A 21,093-nucleotide genomic window follows, 5' to 3' on the forward strand; every position below is an offset into this window, starting at 1 on the left:
ATATATGACGTATAGGTGACGAACCGGCCGCTTAGGCGCTGACCGGCTCGAAGGATTCGGCCAGGCGGTCCTGGTACTTCACCAGCTCGGCCTCCAGCGGCTCCAGGATTTCGGCGGGGGTAACGGTGCGACCCAGCTGCTCAGAAATCGAGGTGACGCCCGCATCGCTAATGCCGCAGGGGATGAACTGAGCGAAGGGCTCAAGATCGTTGCAGCAGTTGATGGCGAAGCCGTGCATGGTGGTGTTACGCGAAACGCGCATGCCCAGGGCGGCGATCTTCTTATCCTGGGTCTTGCCATCGCCCAGAATCCACACACCGCTGCGGCCCTCGACGCGCTCACCCTTGATACCCAGGCCCGCCAGGACGTTGATGATAATCTCCTCGACAATGCGCACGTAGGCCACCACGTCGATGGGTTCGGGTAGGCGAAGGATGGGGTAGGCGGTCAGCTGGCCCGGACCGTGCCAGGTGAGCTTGCCGCCGCGGTCAATCTTGACGACCGGGGTGGATTTGTCTGCGGGGTACTCGTGGTCTTCGGTGCGCTTTCCGGCCGTGATGACGGGCTCGTGCTCCAGTAGAAGAATGGTGTTCTGGCGGGTGCGGTTGGCCACCTCATCATGGATGCGGTACTGGTCCTCGAGGCACTCGACATAGTTCACATAGTTCGGGGCGAAGCCCACTCGTTCAATAGTCACAGACATACCTCTACCTTAGACCCGCGGATGAGCTGATGAAAATTAGGTCGCCCTGAATCATATGATGAGCGAACACGGGGCGACACAATACCTTGTGTACTGGTAGGTGAGCGGTGCTGAAGACTAGGGCTTAGAGGTTTAATTTTATCTTTTGGTATTTAATGAAATTATTTAGAGTAATTTGATAGTATTAAGCCATGAATAACGATGAAGTATTCCTGCTCGAAACCATCGGAAACCCCGCCGTGGGCACCCTGAACATTGTCGATTGCCCCTTAGAGATGCGCGTCGAACCGGCTCTGCGCCCGGGGCGCTACACCCGGCGCATCTTCAAGATCCCGGGGAAATCGATAACCCCGAGGCCCGCAAACGGTCCAGGACTCGCGCGGCTCTGCGGAATGAGCGGCCCCTCGGGCGAGAACAACACGGTGAGCCTCTACTACGAACCGCTTGATGCGGGAACCCTGGACCGGCTGCTAGCCCTGCGCCCGCTAGAAATCGAAGAGCTCGTGACCCTGGCCCGCTCCCTGCACGAGGCCATCGAGACCCTGCGCGAAGCGGGGGAGCGGTACGGAGTAATCTCCGCCGAGTACGTGGGACTCACGGCCGGAGGCAAGCCCCGACTGCTGCTCCCGGAGAGCTCCTATATTGCTGCGGAACCCGCTCCCCAAAAGAACGCAGAACCCACAAGCTACGCGTGGGTGGGCGAGTACGTGCGCTCCGCCGCAGCCCTGCTATGGCGCGCCGCCTGCGGGCACGACCCCGAACCGGCCGAGGCCCGCGTGCCCCTCAGCCTGCGCCTCGGCCCCGGAACAAAAACCGAAGCCGACCGGGGCGCCGATTGGAGCACCGACCGGGCCCGAAACCTCGGCCGTGCCCTCGAGTACCTGCTGGATGCCCCCGCCGCCCGGCTGGCCCGCATCGGTCTGAACCCCGTGCTTGATCTTGACCTCGACTCCAGGCCCATTAACGTGTACCTCAGCTGCTCCGAACGGGCCCGGATGCTGATTCCCGCCGCTCCGGAACGAGAGGATAGCGCGCGGGACACCCCGCTCGAGAAGACCCGAGAAAAGGTCCGCAAATTCTTAGAAACCCGCGGGATGGTGACACAACGCGGAAAGTCGGGGAGGCACACCCCCGGGAGAGCCCGCCCACCCGCTACCCACCTCGTAAACGCCATCGCGGGCGATAACAAGAGCTCCGCCAAAGGCTTGCGGCTTAACACCCCGATGCGGATCGGGGCCACCGCGCTGACCCTGGCCGCGCTCGCGACCTCTGCCGGCATGCTGACTCTCAACGGGGGAGAGGTAGAAGCCTCGGCTCAGGTGCACGCCGCCTCCGGTGAATCCCCCACGGCACGCGATGCTCCCGACGTATCGGCGGCGGGGGAACGCGAAAACCCAGAGGCGGTGCTGAGGGCCCTTCTCGACCAGCGCAACCGCGAACGCCGCGCCCGAGGCGGCGCCGAGCTCATTCTCGAAAGCATCGAAGACTCCGCCGGAGGCGGGGAAGACCTGCGCATCGTCGCGGTGGTTTCGGCATCGGGCTACCGGCCCAGCGCTGAGGAGAAGCAGGCCCGCAAACTCAGCGAAGAAAATGGGATCACCCGCCAAAAAGTTATTTTCGAACTGCACCGTGGAGAGCAAGGCTGGGAAATCGTCCGCGCCGAACCCGTATAACCGCGGCTTTGCGGGAACACAAAAGCGGCGGTCCCACCCACCGAAGTGGATGGGACCGCCGCTTTTACACGCCCACCGGAAAAACCGGGGGAGCTACGCTCGGTTACCCGTCAGGGTATCGCCACAAGGAAACTTCCTTGAGCCTGTGCAGGTCTTAGAGACCCAGCTCGGACTCGAAGTTTGCCTCCTCCAGGCGGGTCTTGACGGTGCGCAGGAAGCGACCTGCGTCTGCACCGTCGACCACGCGGTGGTCGTAGGTGAGGGACAGGTAGCACATGGAGCGGATAGCGATAACGTCGTTACCGTCTGCATCCTGGATAACCATGGGGCGCTTCACGATCGAACCGGTACCGAGGATTGCAACGTTCGGCTGGTTGATGATCGGGGTGTCGAACAGTGCACCGAAGGAACCAATGTTGGTGATGGTGAAGGTCGAACCCGACAGCTCCTCGGGGGAGATGTCGCCGGTACGTGCGCGGCCACCCAGGTCGGCGATAGCCTTTGCCAGGCCAGCAATGCCCAGGTCGGAAGCGTTCTTGATGACGGGAACCAGCAGACCCTTGGGGGTGTCCACAGCAATAGCGATGTTCTCGGAGCCGTGGTAGGTAATCTGCTTGTAGTCCTCGGTCATGGAAGCGTTCAGAGCGGGGTGCTGCTGCAGAGCCTCAGCGGTTGCCTGGACGAAGAAGGGCAGGAAGGTCAGCTTTGCGCCCTCGCGAGCAACGAAGCCGTCCTTAGCCTTTGCACGCAGCTGGACAACGCGGGTCACGTCAACCTCGGTGACCTGGGTCAGCTGGGTGGAGATGTCCAGAGACTCGCGCATACGCTTTGCGATGACCTGGCGGATGCGTGCGGTCTTCTCGACGGTGCCACGCTTGGGGGAAACCTCGAAGGTGTGCGGTGCCTTTGCGGAACCAGCAGCCGGAGCAGCAGCTGCAGCGGGAGCAGCAGCGGCGGGAGCAGCGGAACCCTTAGCGGCGATAGCAGCCTGAACATCCTGCTTGCGGATGCGGCCACCAACACCGGTGCCCTTCACGGTGGACAGGTCGATGCCGTTGTCCTTAGCGAGCTTACGGACCAGCGGGGTCACGTATGCCTCACCCTCAGCAGCTGCCGGAGCGGCAGGTGCGGCGGGAGCAGCAGGTGCGGCGGGAGCAGCGGGAGCGGCCGGAGCAGCTGCGGGAGCCGGAGCGGCGGGAGCAGCAGCAGCGGAAGCGTCACCGATGATAGCCAGAACCTGGCCAACCTCTGCGTCCTCATCCTCGGGGATGCGGATCTCGAGCAGGGTACCTGCAACGGGGGAGGGAACCTCGGTGTCAACCTTGTCGGTGGAAACCTCAACCAGGGGCTCGTCAACCTCAACCTGCTCGCCAACTTCCTTCAGCCAGCGGGTCACGGTGCCCTCGGTCACGGACTCGCCCAGTGCGGGCAGCAGGACCTCGGTGCCGGAAGCGGAGCCAGCGGCGGGAGCAGCCGGAGCGGGTGCTGCGGGAGCCTCAGCAGCCGGAGCGGGAGCTGCGGGTGCAGCGGCAGCGGCGGGAGCAGCCGGAGCAGCAGCGCCGGAACCGTCGCCAATGATGGCCAGAGCAGCGCCGACCTCGACGTCCTCGTCCTCGGGGACGAGAATCTGCTCGACAACGCCTGCTACGGGGGAGGGAACCTCGGTGTCAACCTTGTCGGTGGAAACCTCAACCAGGGGAGCGTCAACCTCAATGGTGTCGCCGACCTCTACGAGCCAGCGGGTGACGGTACCCTCGGTCACGGACTCGCCCAGTGCGGGCAGTACTACGGTGTGGGACATAATCTTTCCCGTTCTCCTTGGTGAATGCTTGAACTAGAAAAATGTGGGGCGGCAACCCGGACGCGCGCCCCCGGTTCAGAACCGGGGAGCACGCATCCGGGTGCGGGGCGTTGTTCAGCGGGTACGCCCGTCACCGCCTTGACCTGAAAGGTCGTAACTAAGCCGATGCGAAAACATCAGCCAGTAAAAATATGTGCGCCTGGATTATGCGCTGTGCAGCGGGGTGCCGTTCAGGAGCATTGCTGCCTCACCCAGGGACTCGTTCTGAGTCGGGTGTGCGTGGATGAACTTGGCGACGTCCTCGGGGAATGCTTCCCAAGCAACCCACATCTGAGCCTCACCAATCTGCTCACCCATACGCTTACCGATGGCGTGAACACCAACGATGGGGCCGTCCTTCTGACGAACAACCTTGACGATACCGGTGGCGCCCAGAATAGCGGACTTACCGTTACCGGCCAGGTTGTACTCAGCGGTCTCAACGTTGTCAGCGCCGAACTTCTCCTTAGCCTTGGGCTCGGAGTAACCGACGGATGCAATCTCGGGATCGCAGAAGGTGACCTTGGGGATGTTGATGTCTTCAACAACGGTGGGGTTCAGGCCAGCGATCTCCTCGGCAACGAAGATGCCCTGCTGGTAACCGCGGTGAGCCAGCTGAACGCCGGGGACGATGTCGCCCACTGCGTAGATGTTGCCCACGCCGGTGTGCAGGCGCTCGTTGGCCAGGACGAAGCCGCGATCCATGGGGATGCCCTGCTCCTCGTAGCCCATGTTTGCGGTGTTCGGGCCACGACCAACAGCGACCAGAACGATGTCAGCCTCGAAGACCTTGCCGTCTGCCAGGGTGACCTTAGCGCCGTTAGCGTCCTGCTCGACCTTCTCGAAGAAGGTGCCGGTGTTGAACTTGATGCCGCGCTTCTTGAAGGCACGCTCCAGGACCTTGATGATTGCGGGATCCTCGTTCGGGACCAGGTGGGGCAGACCCTCAATGATGGTGACGTCCACGCCCATAGCGTTCCACATGGATGCGAACTCGCAACCAATCACGCCGCCGCCGAGCACGATAGCGCTCTTGGGCAGGTAGTCCATCTCCAGAGCCTCGGTGGAGGTCAGGATGCGGCCCTCAATGGGCAGACCGAAGGTCTTGGAGACCGAACCGGAAGCCAGGATGATGTTCTTACCCTTGTACTCCACACCGTTAACGGTGATGGTGTCCTGAGCGGTGAGCTTGCCCTCGCCGGCAATGATCTCGATGCCCTTCATCTTCAGCAGGCCAGCGAGACCCTTGAACTTACCGGAAACGATGCCGTCCTTGTAGTCGCGCACCTTGCCCATCTCGATGGACTGCAGAACAGCGTTGACACCGACCTTGGATGCCTCGCGTGCGTCCTCGGCCAGCTCAGCTGCGTGCAGGTAGGCCTTGGTGGGGATGCAGCCGGTGTGCAGGCAGGTGCCGCCGACCTTTTCCTTCTCAATCAGACCGACGGTGAAGCCCAGCTGGCGTGCGCGAATAGCTGCAGAGTAACCAGCGGAACCGCCGCCGAGGATGAGGATATCGAATTCTTGAGCCACGATATTGCTCCCTTGCATAGTTGGTGGGGTACGACCCCGTGCAATGAGTTCTTACCTTATTGGTAGGTTCCCCGGCACACACAGCAGGCCCGCATCAAAAAGACACGCGCCCATCCGCGTACGCAGAAAAACACTTAATACAACAATACCCCCGATACCGCCCCTTTAAGTTCACTCAGGGTGGTTTTTAGCCAAATAATCCCGCAAAGAGGCCAAAAAATTCGAGGCGTATAGCATACTGGACACCCCGTCCGGCCGTTCTCGCACGGGGATGCCGAAAGGCCCCGACGGAAGAAGAAAAGCTCCCTCAGCGACGAATCGAGAAAAGGCGGAAATGACCTCAACGCAACGCGCGAGGCGCCCCAGCCTGTTCAGCCAAAGCGCCTCGCGCATCCCTATATAACCGTTCAGCAATCAGCGGAAACACTGCAGAAAGGAAGCCCTCCGCAAGAGTCCCGGCGCCGCCGAACCCTCTACTTGGCGTAGGACTGGATGAAGTTCACCAGGGTTGCGGTACCGAAGCCGGTACCCTCCTTCGGGGTGTAACCGTAGGGTGCCTCCTCGTTGAACGCGGGGCCCGCGATGTCCAGGTGTGCCCACGGAATACCTTCGCCCACGAACTCCTTCAGGAACAGGCCCGCGGTCAGGGCACCGCCGAAACGCGAACCGATGTTCTTAATATCGGCAACCTGCGAGTCCAGGCTCTTGCGCAGGTAAGACTCCAGCGGCATGGGCCAGTAAGCTTCACCGGCGGATGCGCCGGCAGCCTGCACGCGCTCGCGAATCTCCTCGTCACCCAGCAGAGCCGCGGTGCGCAGGCCCAGGGCGGCCATAGCGGCACCGGTCAGGGTGGCGATGTCCAGAATGACGTCCGGCTTAGCCTCGGAAGCCAGCGCGATACCGTCCGCCATAACCAGGCGACCCTCGGCATCGGTGTTCAGCACCTCAACGGTACGACCGTCGCGCATGGTGATGACATCCTCGGGGCGCAGGGCGTGGCCGCCGGGCATGTTCTCGGCCAGGCACAGGTAACCGGTCACGGCCACCGGAACCTCCAGCTCAGCGGAGGCCACCACGGCGTTCAGCACGGCTGCGGCACCGGCCATATCGCACTTCATGGTCATCATCGAAGCGGCGGGCTTCAGCGAGTTACCGCCGGAGTCAAAGGTGATACCCTTACCCACCAGAGCCACGTGAGCCTTCGGGTTCTCGGGGACGTACTTCACCACGGCAAGAACAGGCTTGCGGGGAGAACCCTGGCCAACGCCGGCAATACCGCCGAAGCCCTCCTCGACCAGGCGGTCGTAGTGGAAGAGCTCAATCTCAACGTTTGCGTAATCCTCGGCCAGCTCAGCCGCAAACTCACCGAAGGTCTCGGGGTACAGGTGCGACGGGGGCAGGTTCACCAGACGGCGTGCGTCTTTGGTGGTCTCACCCAGGACCAGGGCCTGCACCAGTGCGGGCTCCGCCTCGTCGGGATCAATCGAGGAAATAATCAGGACGGACTCAATCTCTTCCTTAATCGAATCCTGGGTCTTGCCGCGCATACCCTCCTCGATGAAGTTACCCAGCACGGCGCCGTGCGCGACGGCCTCAATCTCATCCACGGAGGACAGGCCGAAATCGAAGGCAATCTCCTCGGCGGAACCGGCCAGCTGACGGCTTGCCGAACCAGCGGCATAGCGCAGGGCATCCAGACGCTCCTGACCGGTAGCCTGATCGGAACCCAGACCCGCCAGGGCCACGATGCCGGCACCCGAATCCTCAAGGCCCGGCAGGCGCAGCAGCTGATCGGGGGCACCCGAGGCACCCAGCGCCTCCAGCAGCTCGTTGATACCCTCGGCGGAATCCTCAGACAGCGAGTTCGGGGCCAGGTACGGGCCCTCGGAACCCTTCAGAACACCCAGGACCAGAACGTCGGCCTCCAGCGCCTCAAGGTCGGTGCTGTGAATCGACAGGGAAAGAGACATCGTTACTCCTTTGCGTATGTCTTCTTGAAACCATCCCACCCGAAGCTGGCGAACCGTGTGAAACGGTGCCCGTAGAGGCGGGATGCGCCGCGCAAAAGTACGCGGACTACCCGTTTCTACTCTACCGGATGGGGCGGGGGAGCGGCGCGTACGCTCGCAAGCCGTCCGCGGGGGTCCCCAGCATTTCGGCTCATGCAGGGCAGACCGTTCACCCGCCGCGAGAAAACGCCGAGATAGAAGCCAACACAATCTTCTTGGCCTAGAATGAAAGACTACGGAAAGCGTCTGTTGACAGAAAGGCGCGTCGGCCAGCCCCGTGACGAAACACGGTGTGGCGGGCCGAACGGATTCATAGTGAGGAGGCCGTCATGCTCAACCCCGAAGATCTCTACTTAGCTAACACCAAAATCCTCGACGATCCGCGGATGCACGGGCTGACCCTCGTCATCGCCCTCTCCAGCCCGCAGGACGCCGGATCCACCGCCGGACAGCTCGGGCAGGTGCTCCTCAGCGAGCTGAAGAACATTGAAATCGTCGAGTTCGACAGCGACCAGTTGCACAACTACCGCGCCCGCCGCCCCTTCGTGCACTACGAGAAGGACCACTTCGAGAACCCGCAGTACCCGCAGCTCAAGCTCTACGCCGTCGAGGATAGCCTCGATCAGCCCTTCCTGCTGCTCACCGGCGCCGAACCGGACCTGCAGTGGCAGCGTTTTCAGAAGGCTCTGCTCGGCATTGTGCGACGCCTGCAGCCTTCGCTCATCGTGCTGGTTTCGGCCTACCCCATGCCCGTGCCGCACACCCGGCCCTTCCCCGTCACCGCGCACGGTTCCCGCAAGGACCTGATTCGCGGCATCTCGCCGTGGAAGCCTACCGCGGATATGCACGCGACCATCACCAACCTGCTCGAGGTGCTCTTTACCGACAACGGCTACGACACCGTGGGATTCGGCGTGAATATTCCGCAGTACATCTCCGAGGCCGACCTGCCGCAGGGCACCCTCACCGCCCTCGAGCACGTGGGCATGGCCGCGCATCTCTCGCTACCCACCGACGATTTGCGCGAGGCCGCCCGACACGTGCACGGGCAGATTAACGACCAGGTCAAGCAGAACCCCGAAATTGGGCGCATGATCACGACCATGGAAGAGAACTACGACGAGAACTACCGCACCTCGGATATCGCCATTCCGCTTTCGCGACGGGACGCCAACAACATTCCGAGCCGCGACGAGATTGGTGCCCTCTTCGAACGCTTCCTGGACGAGCACTAGGGGAACGCTAGGCAGACGCTAACCGATTCGTCGAGGCGCGGCGCCGGGAGGAGGGGAGACTCACCTGCATCTGCGGCTCTCCAATCGACCGTACAGCGGGGCGTTCGTGACCGAATGTGACGGAACCGCCGCGGTGCAGTACCCGAAAAACCGAACAAAACGAATAAATCTGTGGATTTTCTTCTCTTTACAGAGGAGATATCCACAGATTTTTTCTTTAACGGATGCCAAGGCGGCGCACCTGACATTGTGGAACCATGAACAAGCACCGCAAGACCCAGAAGCCCAGCCCCCAGAACCCTAACACCCGAGATGGCCTCCAGAGCGCAGCCGTCCGGACGGACAGTCTTCCGAACGGCACCCCGAGCCCTGCGCCTCCCTCAATCTCCACCGAGTACGACGTTCTCAGCCACGCCCTCCACCACAACGGCTACTGGCCTGAACGCTCCCTCATCATCCTCACCGCCCACAACTCCGTCCTCGGCCCCAGCCTGCGCGTCAACCTGCCTGAAGAACCGCTCCCCGAAAGCCACCGCGCCGTGTACCTCACCGGCCTCTTCACCATGATTCCCGCCGAATACGACGGGGCACCCCTCAACCGCTTCTACGCCATCATCGTCGATGGCGATAACGCCGTACGCCAACGCCAACTCGACCCAGCCACCCGAACCGCCGCGACCCTGCACGAAGTCGGCGCAGACATCACCGCGCAGAGCCGCATCAGCTCCTGGGCACACATGCTCTTCGACCCGCGCATCGTCGGCGAACGACGCTGCGAAGACATCATCTACGCCGGCGCCGCCACCGTGTGGGCTCTCAACGACCGCATGGAAGCGCTCACCCTTCTCGGACCCATCGAAGACCTTCACGCCAGCCGCTACCAGGCATGGCGAACCAGTCTCGGCGACAGCATCGCGCCCGACGCAACCGGCAACTTCGCCCGGAGCCCCTGGGATACCGACACGACCAACAACCCCTCTGCCCGCGATGACTGGGAATCCGCCACCGAGCTCTGGAGCGCAACCCGCGCTCAACGCGTCCCGGTCACCACCACCGACCGAGCCTACCGCCAGGCCCAGCTCGACCTCTGCTACTGGGAGACCGCCATCAGCGCTGTCGAACCCTACCTGAACACCCCGCCCGAGCTCAGCGAACGCACCATCGGCGACACCCTCCGCGAGCTCATCCCCGCCGAGGTCGCTGGGCACCTGCGTGCATCCCTGCAGCCCAGCACCCTCACCAACGCCTTCGAGGAGCACAGCACCCTCGAAATTCTCAGCCCGGAGACCCTGGCGTACCTCGCCGGGTACGGCCTCGACCGAACCCAGCAGGTACTCGCCATCCAGCGGTACACCACCGATTACATTTACTATGCCCTCGGCGGCGCCGCACCCCTCGGTGAGCCTCGCGAAGAGCCCATCGAACCGCCCCATTACGGCACGCGCATCACCCGAAAGGCCCGGATGCCTCGCAGTTTCACCGCCGCCTTGGCAGGCGAGGGGCCCGCCGTGCGCACCGTCCCCGCCAAGTGCAATCAGTGGCAAGACTGGATTCGCCGAACCCATCGCACCATCCAAGCCGCCGATCTCGAGCGCTGGGCCTTCACCGAGCTCGACGGAATCGACCTCGCCGAAAGCTCCCTGCTTCACGAAGAAACCCTCCACGAGTACAGAGGCGGTCGGGTTTCTCCCTACGCCGCAGAAACGGACGGGGAAGCGCCCGCAACCGATGAAGAAAACCGCGACCAACACATCATCCAACAGCTCAACAACAGCACCTATATGAGCGAACCCCGCCGCCTCGCGGCCCTCAACCACTACCGCGCCGCGCTCGCCGGGTCTGCCGATGTCGAGGCACCCGACTACCGCCGTCTCAACGCCCTCGAGCTTCTCTCCAGCCTTCTCGTTCCGGGCTCCAACACTGCGGAGTACAGCGCCCTACGCACCCTTCAATCCTGGAGCAACTGGCTCAAGGGACACAGCACCTACGCCAACCTGTTGCGCCACGAAGCACAGCTCCACGACCTCCGCCTCAGCCCCAACATCATCGATGCGCGACTCGCCACCGGAACCTGCCCCGCCTGGCTCACCGCTCGGCGTGCAAATACCGACGCGCTTACCGAAGGGACCACCATCAGCACCCTCAAGCCCCGCAAAAACACCCCGACCTACGGCCAGTCAAGTTGAAAGCCCCCGAAAATCTGCAATACTTATGTATTGACCCCGTACAGTCGATGCGCTATAGCGCGCCCTCAAACAGCTCAGTACAACGAGCCGCGGCACCACGTAAACGACCAACGCGAGCGGAATAAAAACCCGTCCCGCAGCGTTAACCGGTTCAGAGTCGCAAACACACCAAAGAGGACGCCAGCACAGACTTGACAGGGTCTTAGGTGTTTTGCAGACAAAGCACCCCAACACAAGCCAGAAAGGGTACTAGTGGCACCTGCACCCAGCAAGAAGACTGCAACCGGCGACGCAACCGAAGAAACCGCCGCCAAGACCACCCGCGCCACCAAGGCAACCAAGACTACTAAGGCTACTAAGGCAGCCAAGACCACCTCCGAGGCAGCCAAGGAAACCACCGCAGAAGATACTGCCACCGCAACCACCGCGGAAAAGCCCAAGCGCACCCGCAAGACCACCGCTAAGGCAACCACCAAGCGCAAAACCGGCGGACGACGCAAGAAGACCGACGACGACTTCGACCTCGAACTCGACGACGATCTCGAAACCACCGACGCCGACGAAGAGCCTGAAGAAGACGAAGCCACCGTCGCCAAGAAGGAAGAAAAGAAGGCCGCCGAGGCTGTAGCAGCCAAGGGCTCCGGCTTTGTTCTCACCGCCAGCGACGACGACGATGCCCCCGCTCAGCGCGTCGTCACCCCCGGCGCAACCGCCGACCCCGTCAAGGACTACCTCAAGCAGATTGGTAAGGTCTCCCTGCTCAACGCACAGCAGGAAGTCGACCTCGCCATGCGCATCGAGGCCGGCCTCTACGCAGAACACAAGCTCGCCGAAAACCCCGACATGGACAAGGACCTCAAGAAGGCCATGCGCTGGGTCGTCCACGACGGCAAGCGAGCCAAGAACCACCTGCTCGAAGCCAACCTGCGACTCGTCGTCTCCCTCGCCAAGCGCTACACCGGCCGCGGCATGCTCTTCCTCGACCTCATCCAGGAAGGTAACCTCGGCCTCATCCGCGCCGTCGAGAAGTTCGACTACTCGAAGGGCTTCAAGTTCTCCACCTACGCAACCTGGTGGATCCGCCAGGCCATCACCCGCGCCATGGCAGACCAGGCCCGCACCATCCGCATCCCCGTGCACATGGTCGAGGTCATCAACAAGCTCGCCCGCGTGCAGCGCCAGATGCTTCAGGACCTCGGTCGCGAACCCACCCCCGAGGAGCTCGGTAAGGAACTCGACATGACCCCCGAAAAGGTCATCGAGGTTCAGAAGTACGGCCGCGAGCCCATCTCCCTGCACACCCCCCTCGGCGAAGACGGCGACTCCGAATTCGGTGACCTCATCGAGGACTCCGAGGCAGTCGTCCCCGCAGACGCGGTGTCCTTCACCCTTCTGCAGGAGCAGCTCCACTCCGTCCTCGACACCCTCTCCGAGCGTGAAGCCGGTGTCGTCGCAATGCGCTTCGGCATGACCGACGGCCAGCCCAAGACCCTCGACGAGATTGGTAAGGTCTACGGCGTGACCCGCGAACGAATCCGCCAGATCGAGTCGAAGACCATGTCTAAGCTCCGTCACCCGTCGCGTTCGCAGGTTCTGCGCGATTACCTGGACTAAAAGTTCATATCTAGCGGTTCTAACGTGCTGGCGGATGCTCGTGCAGCTGGTCTGCTGTCCGGCACGCAGAGGATGCTCGCGTAAGTTCTGCACAGCCGGCTTGCGGACAATGCTCGCGGTACAGTTCCGCACGACCGGCACGCGGACGATGCTCGCGGGGGAGTGCCCCCTCATCGGCGCCCCAATAAGTGAATGGGCCAGCCGCCTTGAGGATGGGGCCTCGCCATTACGCATCGCCGCTATGCCGTCTAGGTTCAGTTTCGCTAGATCTAGCACATACAGAAAAGGCTCTCCGGGATACCGGAGAGCCTTTTCTGCGTATGTAAACAGTTTGTATATGCGGCACGCGGACGATGCTCGCGTAAGTTCTGCACAGCCGGCTTGCGGACGATGCTCGCGGGGGAGTGCCCCCTCTGCGGCGCTGAGCGCCTTGAGGACGGAGCCCCCGCTCCGCATGTCCGCTACGCCGTCGAGGTGCAGCGCTACTACAGGCCCAGCTGGCGCAGATAGCGTTCCGCAACCGCCTCCACCTGATCCAAGCCCCGCACACGACCCAGCGCCTGTGCCCAGGCATCACCCGCAGGTTCCGAACCCACCGGCAGACCGGCCGCCGCCCACAGCATACCGACCATCGCGCCCACCGAATCCGAATCAGAATCCACTGACACCGCGCGGCACAGCCCCTCAAACAGGGTGCCACGCACCGTCGCATCATCAGCATCGGCGGGCAGATTCCTCAGCGCATCCGCCGCGCACCACAGCGCCGTGCCCAGCAGCTCCGGGGCGGTCCACCCCGTACCAAAATGCTCCGCCACAGCCTCCGGAACCGGCACCGTACCGCCCTCCAACAGCTCGACAGCACGGCTCAACGCCGCCGCCGTACGCGAAGCATCACCCGGAATCGCATCATCCCCGGCAACCGAACCGCACCACGACACCACACGACGCGCCGCCTCCAGCAACACACCAAACGAGCCGGACGGGGATGCCAACAAATCGCGGATGAGCAGCGCGTACGCCGCCGCTGACACTAAAGCCTCCGGGTGGCCGTGCGTCAATGCCGCACCGCGCACCGCCAACATGACCACCGTGCGCTCCTGAGCCACCGGCAACAGCCCCAGAGCCGCCGAACGCACCAGCGCGCCGCTACCCAGAGCATCAGGGTTCACCGACTTCGACACCAGCTGCATCTCACCGGTACCCAACGCCCGCAACGTCGCAGCACCCGGACCGCGACGAGCCGTCAACTCGTTCGACCCGTCAATTTCACGATCCAAAGAAAACGGGGCGGTCTCCGGCAGAGCCTCGCCAATACCGCGGAACCACCGCAAATACGCCAGCCACAGGCACGCCAACTCATCCGCCGCCGCGCCCTCGTTATTCCACTCCAGAACCTCCGTCAGGCCGTCTAGGGTGTAGCAGGTCAGCTGCGTATCATCGCTGATTAGCAGCTCGCCGTACGCGGCCTCCCAGGGCTTCGGGTTGCGCTCCGCGATCTGCTCCGCCGACAGCAGCTCAAGGGGATAGCCCAGCGCGTCACCCAGCGCAGACGCATACAACAGGCCGCGCACCCGGCTCGCAAACTCCGCAGAAACCTCGGGTGCGCGCGTGAACTCAGAAAAACTCATAGGGCGATTATCCCACGGGCGGCTTGGGTACAGGCGGCTCCGCACTCACATTTGCGGGAGGCCTGTACCAGGCGGCTCCGCGCTCACGCTCGCGGGGGAGTGCCCCCTCTGCGGCGCTGGGGCGCCTTGAGGACGGAGTCCCCGCTCCGCATGAGCGCCTACGTCGCGTATGGTCGGCTACTCGTTGTCATCAGACATTGAGGAGGGCTTAGATAAAAGCGGCTTTGTGCTCGCGGGAGGCCTGTACCAGGCGGCTTCGCGCTCACGCTCGCGGGGGAGTGCCCCCTCTGCGGCGCTGGGGCGCCTTGAGGACGGAGCCCCCGCTCCGCATGAGCGCATACGCCGCTGTGGGGCCCTAGCAGCGTGGTCCAAACCGTGAATGACGAACCGCGGGGCGCACTTTTCTCAACGGTGCCATACTGAAACCATGAAGATTCTGCACACCTCCGACTGGCACCTCGGCCGCACCTTTCACCGCAGCCCTCTCACCGACAAGCACCGGCAGTTCATCGACGAACTGCTCGACTACGTTCGGGCCGAAGGCGTTGACGCCCTCCTCATTAGCGGGGACGTCTACGACAGCAGCATCCCCAACGCCGAAAGCACCACCCTGCTCGACCGGGCTCTCACCCGCCTCGTCCAGGCCGGCGTGCAGGTTATCCTCAGCTCCGGCAACCATGATTCCTTCCGCCGCCTCAGCTACGGATCAGCACTCTTTGAAGCCTCGGGTGTGCACATCCGAACCACTCTCGAGGACGCCACCCGCCCCGTCGAACTCGTCGAGGGGACCCAGCGCGTGCACGTCTACGCCATTCCCTACCTTGCGCCGCGCCTGCACGCCACCGCACTCGGGGTTGAACCCACTCACCGCGCCGTCCTCGGCGCCGTCACCGATGCCATTCGTGCGGACATCGCCGACCGTCGAGCTCGCGGCGAAGGTGCCGACCGCGTCATCGTCATGAGCCACGCAACCGTCAGCGACACCGCAGGCAACGCCGACACCACGCCCCGCAGCGACTCCGAACGCGACATCAGCGTCGGCGGCATCGACTGGGTACCTGTCTTCCTCTTCGACAGCTTCGACTACGTAGCCCTCGGACACATTCATAAGCGGTACCCCGTCACCGCGACCATTCGCTACAGCGGCTCACCCCTCGGCTTCTCCTTTAGCGAAGAAACCAACCGCAACGGGGCCTACCTCATCGAGCTCACCCCCGGCGAAGAACCCGTCATCACCGGGCATGAATGGGCGACCCGAGTTCCCATGAAAACCCTCCGCGGCACCATGGACGATCTGCTCAACAACCCCGAATACACCCCCTACGAGCGCGGTTACTACTGCCGCATCGAGCTCACCGACGAGACCCTTCCCGTCGGCGCGGTCGACACGCTCCGCAAGCGGTACGAAACCATCTCGCACTTCAGCTACCGCAGCACCCGCGAAGCCGTCGAAAAACCCGCCGCTCCGCCGCTCAGCCAGAAGATTAACCCCGTGGACCTCTTCGACCAATTCCACCGTTACGTTCGCGAGCGTCCCCTCACCGACCCCGAACGCGCCGTCATCGCCGATATCGCCGACCGAGTCACCGCTCAGAAAGACCACGCATGATCCTGCACCGCCTCGAATTTGAAGCCTTCATGGCCTACCCCGACCGGCAGACCATTGACTTCGGCGACCTCAACGCCGCCGGAGTCTTCCTGCTCAACGGTCCCACCGGCGCCGGTAAGACCACCATCCTGGACGCTATCTGCTACGCCCTCTACGGCGGCACCACCGGCGACCGCGACCCCGCGCAGCTCTACTCCACCTACGCGGCACGCAGCAACACCCCGCCCCGCGTCTTCCTCGACCTCACCCTGCAGGGCCGCCGCCTGCGCATTAACCGCACCCCCGTGTACAGCCACCCCATCACCCGCGGCAAGCGCGCCGGACAGATGACCGTCAAAGCCGCCACCGCCACCGTGGAGGAGCTGCTTCCCGGAGGCAACCCGGGGGACGATAAGGCCTGGAAGCCCATCGCCTCCCAGGTCAAAGAGGTCAACGCCGTCATCGCGGAGCATATTCACCTCAACCGCGAACAATTCCTCAAGGTCGTGCTCCTCGCGCAGGGGCAGTTCGCGCAATTCCTCAAGTCCAAGCCGGTAGAGCGTAAAGAACTGCTCAAGAAGATGTTCCCCGTAGATCACATCGAGGCCATGTACGCCGAGCTTCTCGAGGAGGCAAAGCAGGCCCGGCAGGACGTTGCCAACGATGAACAGGCCCTCGACGGCTATCTCAATCGTGCCCGGAGTGGTATGGAAGCTCTTCGCGAAAGCCTCGCCCCGCTCACCCCCGAGGGGGAGGCGGCCGAAGCATCCCCCGCCGATGGTGGGCCGGAGACCGCAGAAGCCACGGATACGATCACCCCCGAAACCGTCGCCGCTGAAACCCTTGACGCGTGGCTCGCCTCCGGCGTCGAGGAGGCGCGCACCGCCTCCGCGCGGGACGGCCGGGAACAGTCCCGCCTCGCCGGCGAAGCTGACCGTCACGCCCAGACCCTCAATGAGCGCCTTCAGCTTCGCAAGGACTGGGGCGAGTACGAGCAGCTCATCGCGCGCTGTGAACGCCTCGTTGAGGAACGGGAACCGCACGAAGCACGCGTGAAGGAGCTTGCGGATGCCCGCGCCGCCGCCCCGCTCACCGCGCGCTACACCCAGCTGCGCGTTGAGGAACAGGACATCGAGGAACAGCGCGCCCGGCAGGCCGAGTACGCCGGCGCCCTGAAGACCGCCCGCGAGAGCCTGCGCCGTGCCCTGCGTGCGGGGGAGGACCCCGCGGAAGACGCCGTGCCCTACCCCGAGGAGGAGCTCTTCGCCACGCGTACGGCTGAAGAGCCCGCGGAAGCCCGCGGCCGGCATCTCGACGCGACCCTCGCCTCCCTGCGCGCCCTGCACAAGCGTGACGATCAGCTGGCCCAGGAGGAGCGCACTGTCCGACAGACCCAAACCCGGAGCGAGCAGCTGGCCCAGAAGGTCGAAAGCGCCGCCCAGAAGCTCGAAACCTTGGGTGCCAGGGCGCGGGAAATTCAGGAGAACCTGAAGGCCTACGAGAAGGCCGAGGAAGAGCACGCTCTTGCCCTCCGCGGGGCCGAGGACGCCGAGAAGGTGCACCGCGAAGCCCAGCAGGCCCAGCAGAATATTGACGCCGCGCGGCGGGCCGTCGCCGAGGCCGAGAAGGAAGCGGAACGAGCCCTCGGCACCCGGCAGAAGGCTCAGGAACGCTGGGAGGAAGCCGCCCGAGCCGCTATCGAGGCGACCGACGCCTTCAGGAGCCTGCAGGCGCAACGATTGGCCCAGGCGTCCTCCCTGCTCGCCCGCGAGCTGACCGAGGGGGAACCCTGCCCTGTGTGCGGTTCCGCGGAGCATCCCAACCCCGCCCGTGCCCGCGAGGGCGAGAGCCTCGTCGAGCAGACCGATCTGGACGCAGCCAAGACCCGTGAAGACCGCGCCCACGAGGCCTCCCGCACTCGCGAGGAGGAGAAGGAAAAGGCCACCCTCGCGTATCACCGGGCTTCTGAGGCGCTGGCCCGCGCCCGTAGCCAGAGCGAAACCCTCTCGGCCCAGGAACGCACGGATCCCGAGCAGAGCGCCCGGGAGCTGGCCCAGGCCCGCGAACGGGTTCAGCAGACGACGACCCGTCTCGCCGAGCGCGACGCCCTGCGCAAGCGCCAGGCTCAGGCGGAGGCCGAACAGAAGGCCGCCGAAGAGACCCGGAGCACCCTGCACGATGCCCTCACCGAGGCCCAGGCCCTCCACCGCGAAAGCCTCGAACGCCGTGACGCCCTGGCTCGAGAGCTGGCGCCTTCCAAAGCTCACATCCCGTTTGCCCAGCGTATTGAGGCACTCGAGAACTACCGAACCCTCGCCCAGCGCGAGGAACAGGGCTCCCTGCTGCTGAACCGCGCGGCGGAGGAGCACTCTAAGCACCTCGTCGAGGTCCAGGGGCTGCTCCAGGAGTCGCCCTTTGCCGATTCCGCCGGGGTCATTGCGGCCGAGCGAACGGAGGCTCAGATTCTGGCCCTCGAGAAGGCCGTGAACGACTACGAGCTGGAGTCCGCCCGCGTGAACGAAAGCCTGGGACGCAAAGCCCTGGTCGAGGTCGCGGCTCGCGTGGCCGCGGGCGAACAGGCCCCGGATGATCAGCAGGAACTCAGGGGACGCATCGAGGAACTGCGCCAGCGGGTGCAGCACCTCGTTCGCCGAGAGGGCGAGAGGGAAGGCATCGTGCGTTCCCTGCAGGCCCTGCGGAGTGAGTTTGTCGCCTTCCGCGAACGGACGGCCGAACGCTACGATCGGGCCGAGATGCTGGGGGCCCTCGCCGCCGCGGCCCGAGGCGACACCCTCGGCGGGTACACGCACCAGGTGGACCTGGTGAGCTACGTGCTCGGCGGTGAATTCGAGCGGATCCTGGACGTCGCGGATAAGCACCTGCAGCGCATGAGCGACGGTCGCTACGGTATGAAGCTCAGCGACCACCGCGCTAAGGGAAGCCGTAGCGGCGGTGGCCTGAACCTGAACATCACGGACACCTGGACGGGAGAACCGCGCGACGCCGCGTCCTTGTCCGGCGGTGAGTCCTTCCTGGCCTCCCTGGCCCTGGCCCTGGGACTGGCCGAGGTAGTGCAGTCGAACAACGGCGGAATCGAGCTGGACACTCTCTTCATCGACGAGGGCTTCGGTACGCTCGACTCCGAAACCCTGGATACGGTGATGAACACCATCGAGTCTCTGCGTGAGAACGGTCGCACCATCGGCCTTATTTCGCACGTTGAAGAGATGAAGAACCGTATTCCGACCCAGATTGTGGTGGAAAAGGGACAGCGTGGCTCCTCGGTGAGGGTAAACTCCTATTAGGCATACCCCCGCCCTCGAACGCTGACGCGTCGAGAACCGGCGGAATAATCACGAGAGAGACCATGACCCCAACACCTCAGCGTAGGAATCAGGATTCAGCGCGCCCCGCGGCTCACCCCGAGGACGCGTCACCCACCCCCGGTGCTCACGTACCGGGGGTTCCTCCGCACACTATGAAGGTGACTCCTCCTCCCGAGCTACACGTGCAGCCTACCTCCGGCACGGGGGTTCCCTCCGCTCCGGGCGGTCCCCTCACCGATGTGGTGCGTAACAACGACCACGTGCTGCAGGAGGTGAGGCCCCTCCCTCTGCCCTCGGATGATGAGGTCAATAAGGACGACTCGGTATCGAACATCGTGCGTCAGCATTGGGCGCTGTTTTGGCGAAACGGCCGTGAGCAGCGCAAGTACCTGCGTGATATCTTGCGCGATGAGGGATTTGCGCGTAGCGTCCTGACCATTCTGTTCCACATTCCCGCGGCATCTTCGGCGTTTGCCCTGTATATTCTGCTGGCGAGCCACCTGGGTAGCGTGCACGACGCCGGTTATGCGGTGGCGGCTTTTGCCGGTGCGTACTCGGTTCAGGTGATGATGGGGCCCATGCTGGTGCGGGCCCTGGGCCTGCAGTTTCTTCTGGGTATCACGTCGGTGTTGAACATCGCGGCGATAGCGAACATGCTGGTCATCGGCTGGCGTCTGACGGTGGATCCGAACAATGTGAGTACCCTTTACCATGCGCTCTCCTGCGTGGCGATGGGCTTTACGACCCCGCCGTGGACTCCGTTCGCTCTTGAATCGTTGTATCGCCGGAATTACCGGTATAGCGACGAGCGGTTGGCGACGGCCGTCTCGTGGGGTACCACCGCGAACCTGTCGATGCACCCGTTAGCGGCCCTGATGATTTGGATTGGCGACGCCTACATTGCGCCTAACCACGAATATTCGGGCTTCTGGATTACTATCGGTCTGGATGTGCTCCTGCTCCTGGTGGTTTTCGTGGCGCCGAAGCTCCTACCGGATGTATCTCGCCTGAAGACGGCGAGCGCGCGGGTGCGCATGACGCGTCCGAGCCTGCAGACTGCGGTGCTGGTGATTGGCCTGGTGCTACTGGGCGGATGCGTGGGCTCCGTGGGCTCGGGTCTGCTGGGCTTCGCGCTGATGCAGGGGTCGATGAACATGTTCATGGCGATGGTGGCCGTCGGAACGGGATCGATGGTTCTGGTGGCTTTCCCCGTGATTTTGGGTGGGCAGTCCATTAACCCGTGGCACGGCTGGCTTTTGAGCGGAATTCTGCTGGTCCTGGCCGCCCTGTACCTGCCGACGAGCGTGGATACGTCAACGATTTTCTATGCATTAGTCCTGTGCGGTGCGACGCTGGGTGTGGCCTTCGCCGGCCATGAGCTGTCGCTGAGCCGCTCGCTGAAGTATATTCCCGACGCACAGGCAAGCTTCTTCACCCGTTCGATGCTGGGCATCGGCATGGCGATGGGATGCATGTGGGGCGGCTACATGGGCGACGCCCCATACTACCGCAACGCGTTCATGGTGCCGGTGATTGTGGCGACCATGTACTTTGCGCTGGGGCACCTGTACGGTTACCTGTGGCGCGAGGAGCACGAGGAGAAGCTGGCTCCCCTGGACGCCTAATCCTTCGCGTTTCCAGATACGGCGGAAGGCCCCGCCACCTGAGTGCAGGTGGCGGGGCCTTCCGCTTTTTAGCGCCGTGCCGCGTAGCGCCGCGCTGTGCGGGTAGCCGCGAGGGCAGCCGTGCCGCGCGGGC

Annotated in this window: 12 protein-coding genes; 7 read left to right on the forward strand and 5 right to left on the reverse strand. The window is 63.6% G+C overall.

The window, feature by feature from the left end; genetic code table 11:
• Window positions 1–31: 31 nt before the first annotated feature.
• Window positions 32–703 carry a lipoyl(octanoyl) transferase LipB gene (gene lipB, locus AC3E6W_RS03320; protein WP_049342798.1) on the reverse strand — a complete coding sequence of 224 codons (672 nt, stop codon included), beginning with the start codon at window positions 701–703 and terminating at the stop codon, window positions 32–34.
• A gap of 392 nt (window positions 704–1,095) precedes the next feature.
• On the opposite strand from lipB, the gene AC3E6W_RS03325 reads away from it, so the two are divergent.
• A complete protein-coding gene (locus AC3E6W_RS03325; protein ID WP_490652310.1) occupies window positions 1,096–2,376 on the forward strand; it encodes a peptidase in 1,281 nt (426 codons plus the stop codon).
• 154 nt (window positions 2,377–2,530) lie between these two features.
• On the opposite strand, the gene sucB is transcribed toward AC3E6W_RS03325, so the two are convergent.
• The 3 genes from sucB to AC3E6W_RS03340 all read right to left on the reverse strand — a co-directional run bounded on the left by sucB (window position 2,531) and on the right by AC3E6W_RS03340 (window position 7,719).
• Complete coding sequence (gene sucB, locus AC3E6W_RS03330) at window positions 2,531–4,177, reverse strand: 2-oxoglutarate dehydrogenase, E2 component, dihydrolipoamide succinyltransferase (RefSeq protein ID WP_490652311.1); 1,647 nt, start codon at window positions 4,175–4,177, stop codon at window positions 2,531–2,533.
• 204 nt (window positions 4,178–4,381) lie between these two features.
• Window positions 4,382–5,767: a dihydrolipoyl dehydrogenase gene (lpdA, locus tag AC3E6W_RS03335; protein WP_049346592.1), complete on the reverse strand. Its 1,386-nt coding sequence runs from the start codon at window positions 5,765–5,767 to the stop codon at window positions 4,382–4,384.
• A gap of 455 nt (window positions 5,768–6,222) precedes the next feature.
• A complete protein-coding gene (locus tag AC3E6W_RS03340; RefSeq protein ID WP_070649215.1) occupies window positions 6,223–7,719 on the reverse strand; it encodes a leucyl aminopeptidase in 1,497 nt (498 codons plus the stop codon).
• A gap of 368 nt (window positions 7,720–8,087) precedes the next feature.
• Between AC3E6W_RS03340 and AC3E6W_RS03345 the strand changes: the two genes are divergently transcribed.
• From AC3E6W_RS03345 to AC3E6W_RS03355, 3 genes are all read left to right on the forward strand, one after another.
• Window positions 8,088–8,993, forward strand: a complete 906-nt coding sequence (locus AC3E6W_RS03345; RefSeq protein ID WP_070649217.1) for a proteasome assembly chaperone family protein — start codon at window positions 8,088–8,090, stop codon at window positions 8,991–8,993.
• Window positions 8,994–9,250: 257 nt separating this feature from the next.
• Window positions 9,251–11,179, forward strand: coding sequence for a metal-dependent hydrolase (locus tag AC3E6W_RS03350; protein ID WP_490652312.1), 1,929 nt, complete (start codon window positions 9,251–9,253; stop codon window positions 11,177–11,179).
• Between the two features lie 252 nt (window positions 11,180–11,431).
• Entirely contained in the window at window positions 11,432–12,793 is a 1,362-nt protein-coding gene (locus tag AC3E6W_RS03355) for an RNA polymerase sigma factor (RefSeq protein ID WP_294647710.1), read from the forward strand.
• A gap of 485 nt (window positions 12,794–13,278) precedes the next feature.
• On the opposite strand, the gene AC3E6W_RS03360 is transcribed toward AC3E6W_RS03355, so the two are convergent.
• Entirely contained in the window at window positions 13,279–14,421 is a 1,143-nt protein-coding gene (locus tag AC3E6W_RS03360; RefSeq protein ID WP_490652313.1) for an ADP-ribosylglycohydrolase family protein, read from the reverse strand.
• Between the two features lie 427 nt (window positions 14,422–14,848).
• On the opposite strand from AC3E6W_RS03360, the gene AC3E6W_RS03365 reads away from it, so the two are divergent.
• The 3 genes from AC3E6W_RS03365 to AC3E6W_RS03375 all read left to right on the forward strand — a co-directional run bounded on the left by AC3E6W_RS03365 (window position 14,849) and on the right by AC3E6W_RS03375 (window position 20,960).
• Entirely contained in the window at window positions 14,849–16,030 is a 1,182-nt protein-coding gene (locus tag AC3E6W_RS03365) for an exonuclease SbcCD subunit D (RefSeq protein WP_490652314.1), read from the forward strand.
• Window positions 16,027–19,314 (forward strand): AAA family ATPase, encoded by a 3,288-nt coding sequence (locus AC3E6W_RS03370; protein ID WP_490652315.1) that lies wholly within the window; start codon window positions 16,027–16,029, stop codon window positions 19,312–19,314. Before AC3E6W_RS03365 ends, AC3E6W_RS03370 begins: the two co-directional genes overlap by 4 nt.
• Before the next feature lie 173 nt (window positions 19,315–19,487).
• The gene (locus AC3E6W_RS03375) at window positions 19,488–20,960 is read left to right on the forward strand and encodes an MFS transporter (protein ID WP_490652316.1); all 1,473 of its coding nucleotides are present in this window, start codon (window positions 19,488–19,490) and stop codon (window positions 20,958–20,960) included.
• The last annotated feature ends 133 nt before the right edge of the window (window positions 20,961–21,093 follow it).

Source organism: Rothia sp. SCPM-O-B-18226 (M350) (assembly GCF_058213595.1).

Excerpts from the sequence above, each read along its gene's own strand:
- AC3E6W_RS03350 (WP_490652312.1), top strand. The coding sequence starts at position 9,251 with ATGAACAAGCACCGCAAGACCCAGAAGCCCAGCCCCCAGAACCCTAAC.
- lipB (WP_049342798.1), bottom strand. The coding sequence starts at position 703 with ATGTCTGTGACTATTGAACGAGTGGGCTTCGCCCCGAACTATGTGAAC.
- AC3E6W_RS03325 (WP_490652310.1), top strand. The coding sequence starts at position 1,096 with ATGAGCGGCCCCTCGGGCGAGAACAACACGGTGAGCCTCTACTACGAA.
- AC3E6W_RS03340 (WP_070649215.1), bottom strand. The coding sequence starts at position 7,719 with ATGTCTCTTTCCCTGTCGATTCACAGCACCGACCTTGAGGCGCTGGAG.
- AC3E6W_RS03375 (WP_490652316.1), top strand. The coding sequence starts at position 19,488 with ATGAAGGTGACTCCTCCTCCCGAGCTACACGTGCAGCCTACCTCCGGC.
- sucB (WP_490652311.1), bottom strand. The coding sequence starts at position 4,177 with ATGTCCCACACCGTAGTACTGCCCGCACTGGGCGAGTCCGTGACCGAG.
- AC3E6W_RS03365 (WP_490652314.1), top strand. The coding sequence starts at position 14,849 with ATGAAGATTCTGCACACCTCCGACTGGCACCTCGGCCGCACCTTTCAC.
- AC3E6W_RS03345 (WP_070649217.1), top strand. The coding sequence starts at position 8,088 with ATGCTCAACCCCGAAGATCTCTACTTAGCTAACACCAAAATCCTCGAC.
- AC3E6W_RS03370 (WP_490652315.1), top strand. The coding sequence starts at position 16,027 with ATGATCCTGCACCGCCTCGAATTTGAAGCCTTCATGGCCTACCCCGAC.
- lpdA (WP_049346592.1), bottom strand. The coding sequence starts at position 5,767 with ATGCAAGGGAGCAATATCGTGGCTCAAGAATTCGATATCCTCATCCTC.
- AC3E6W_RS03360 (WP_490652313.1), bottom strand. The coding sequence starts at position 14,421 with ATGAGTTTTTCTGAGTTCACGCGCGCACCCGAGGTTTCTGCGGAGTTT.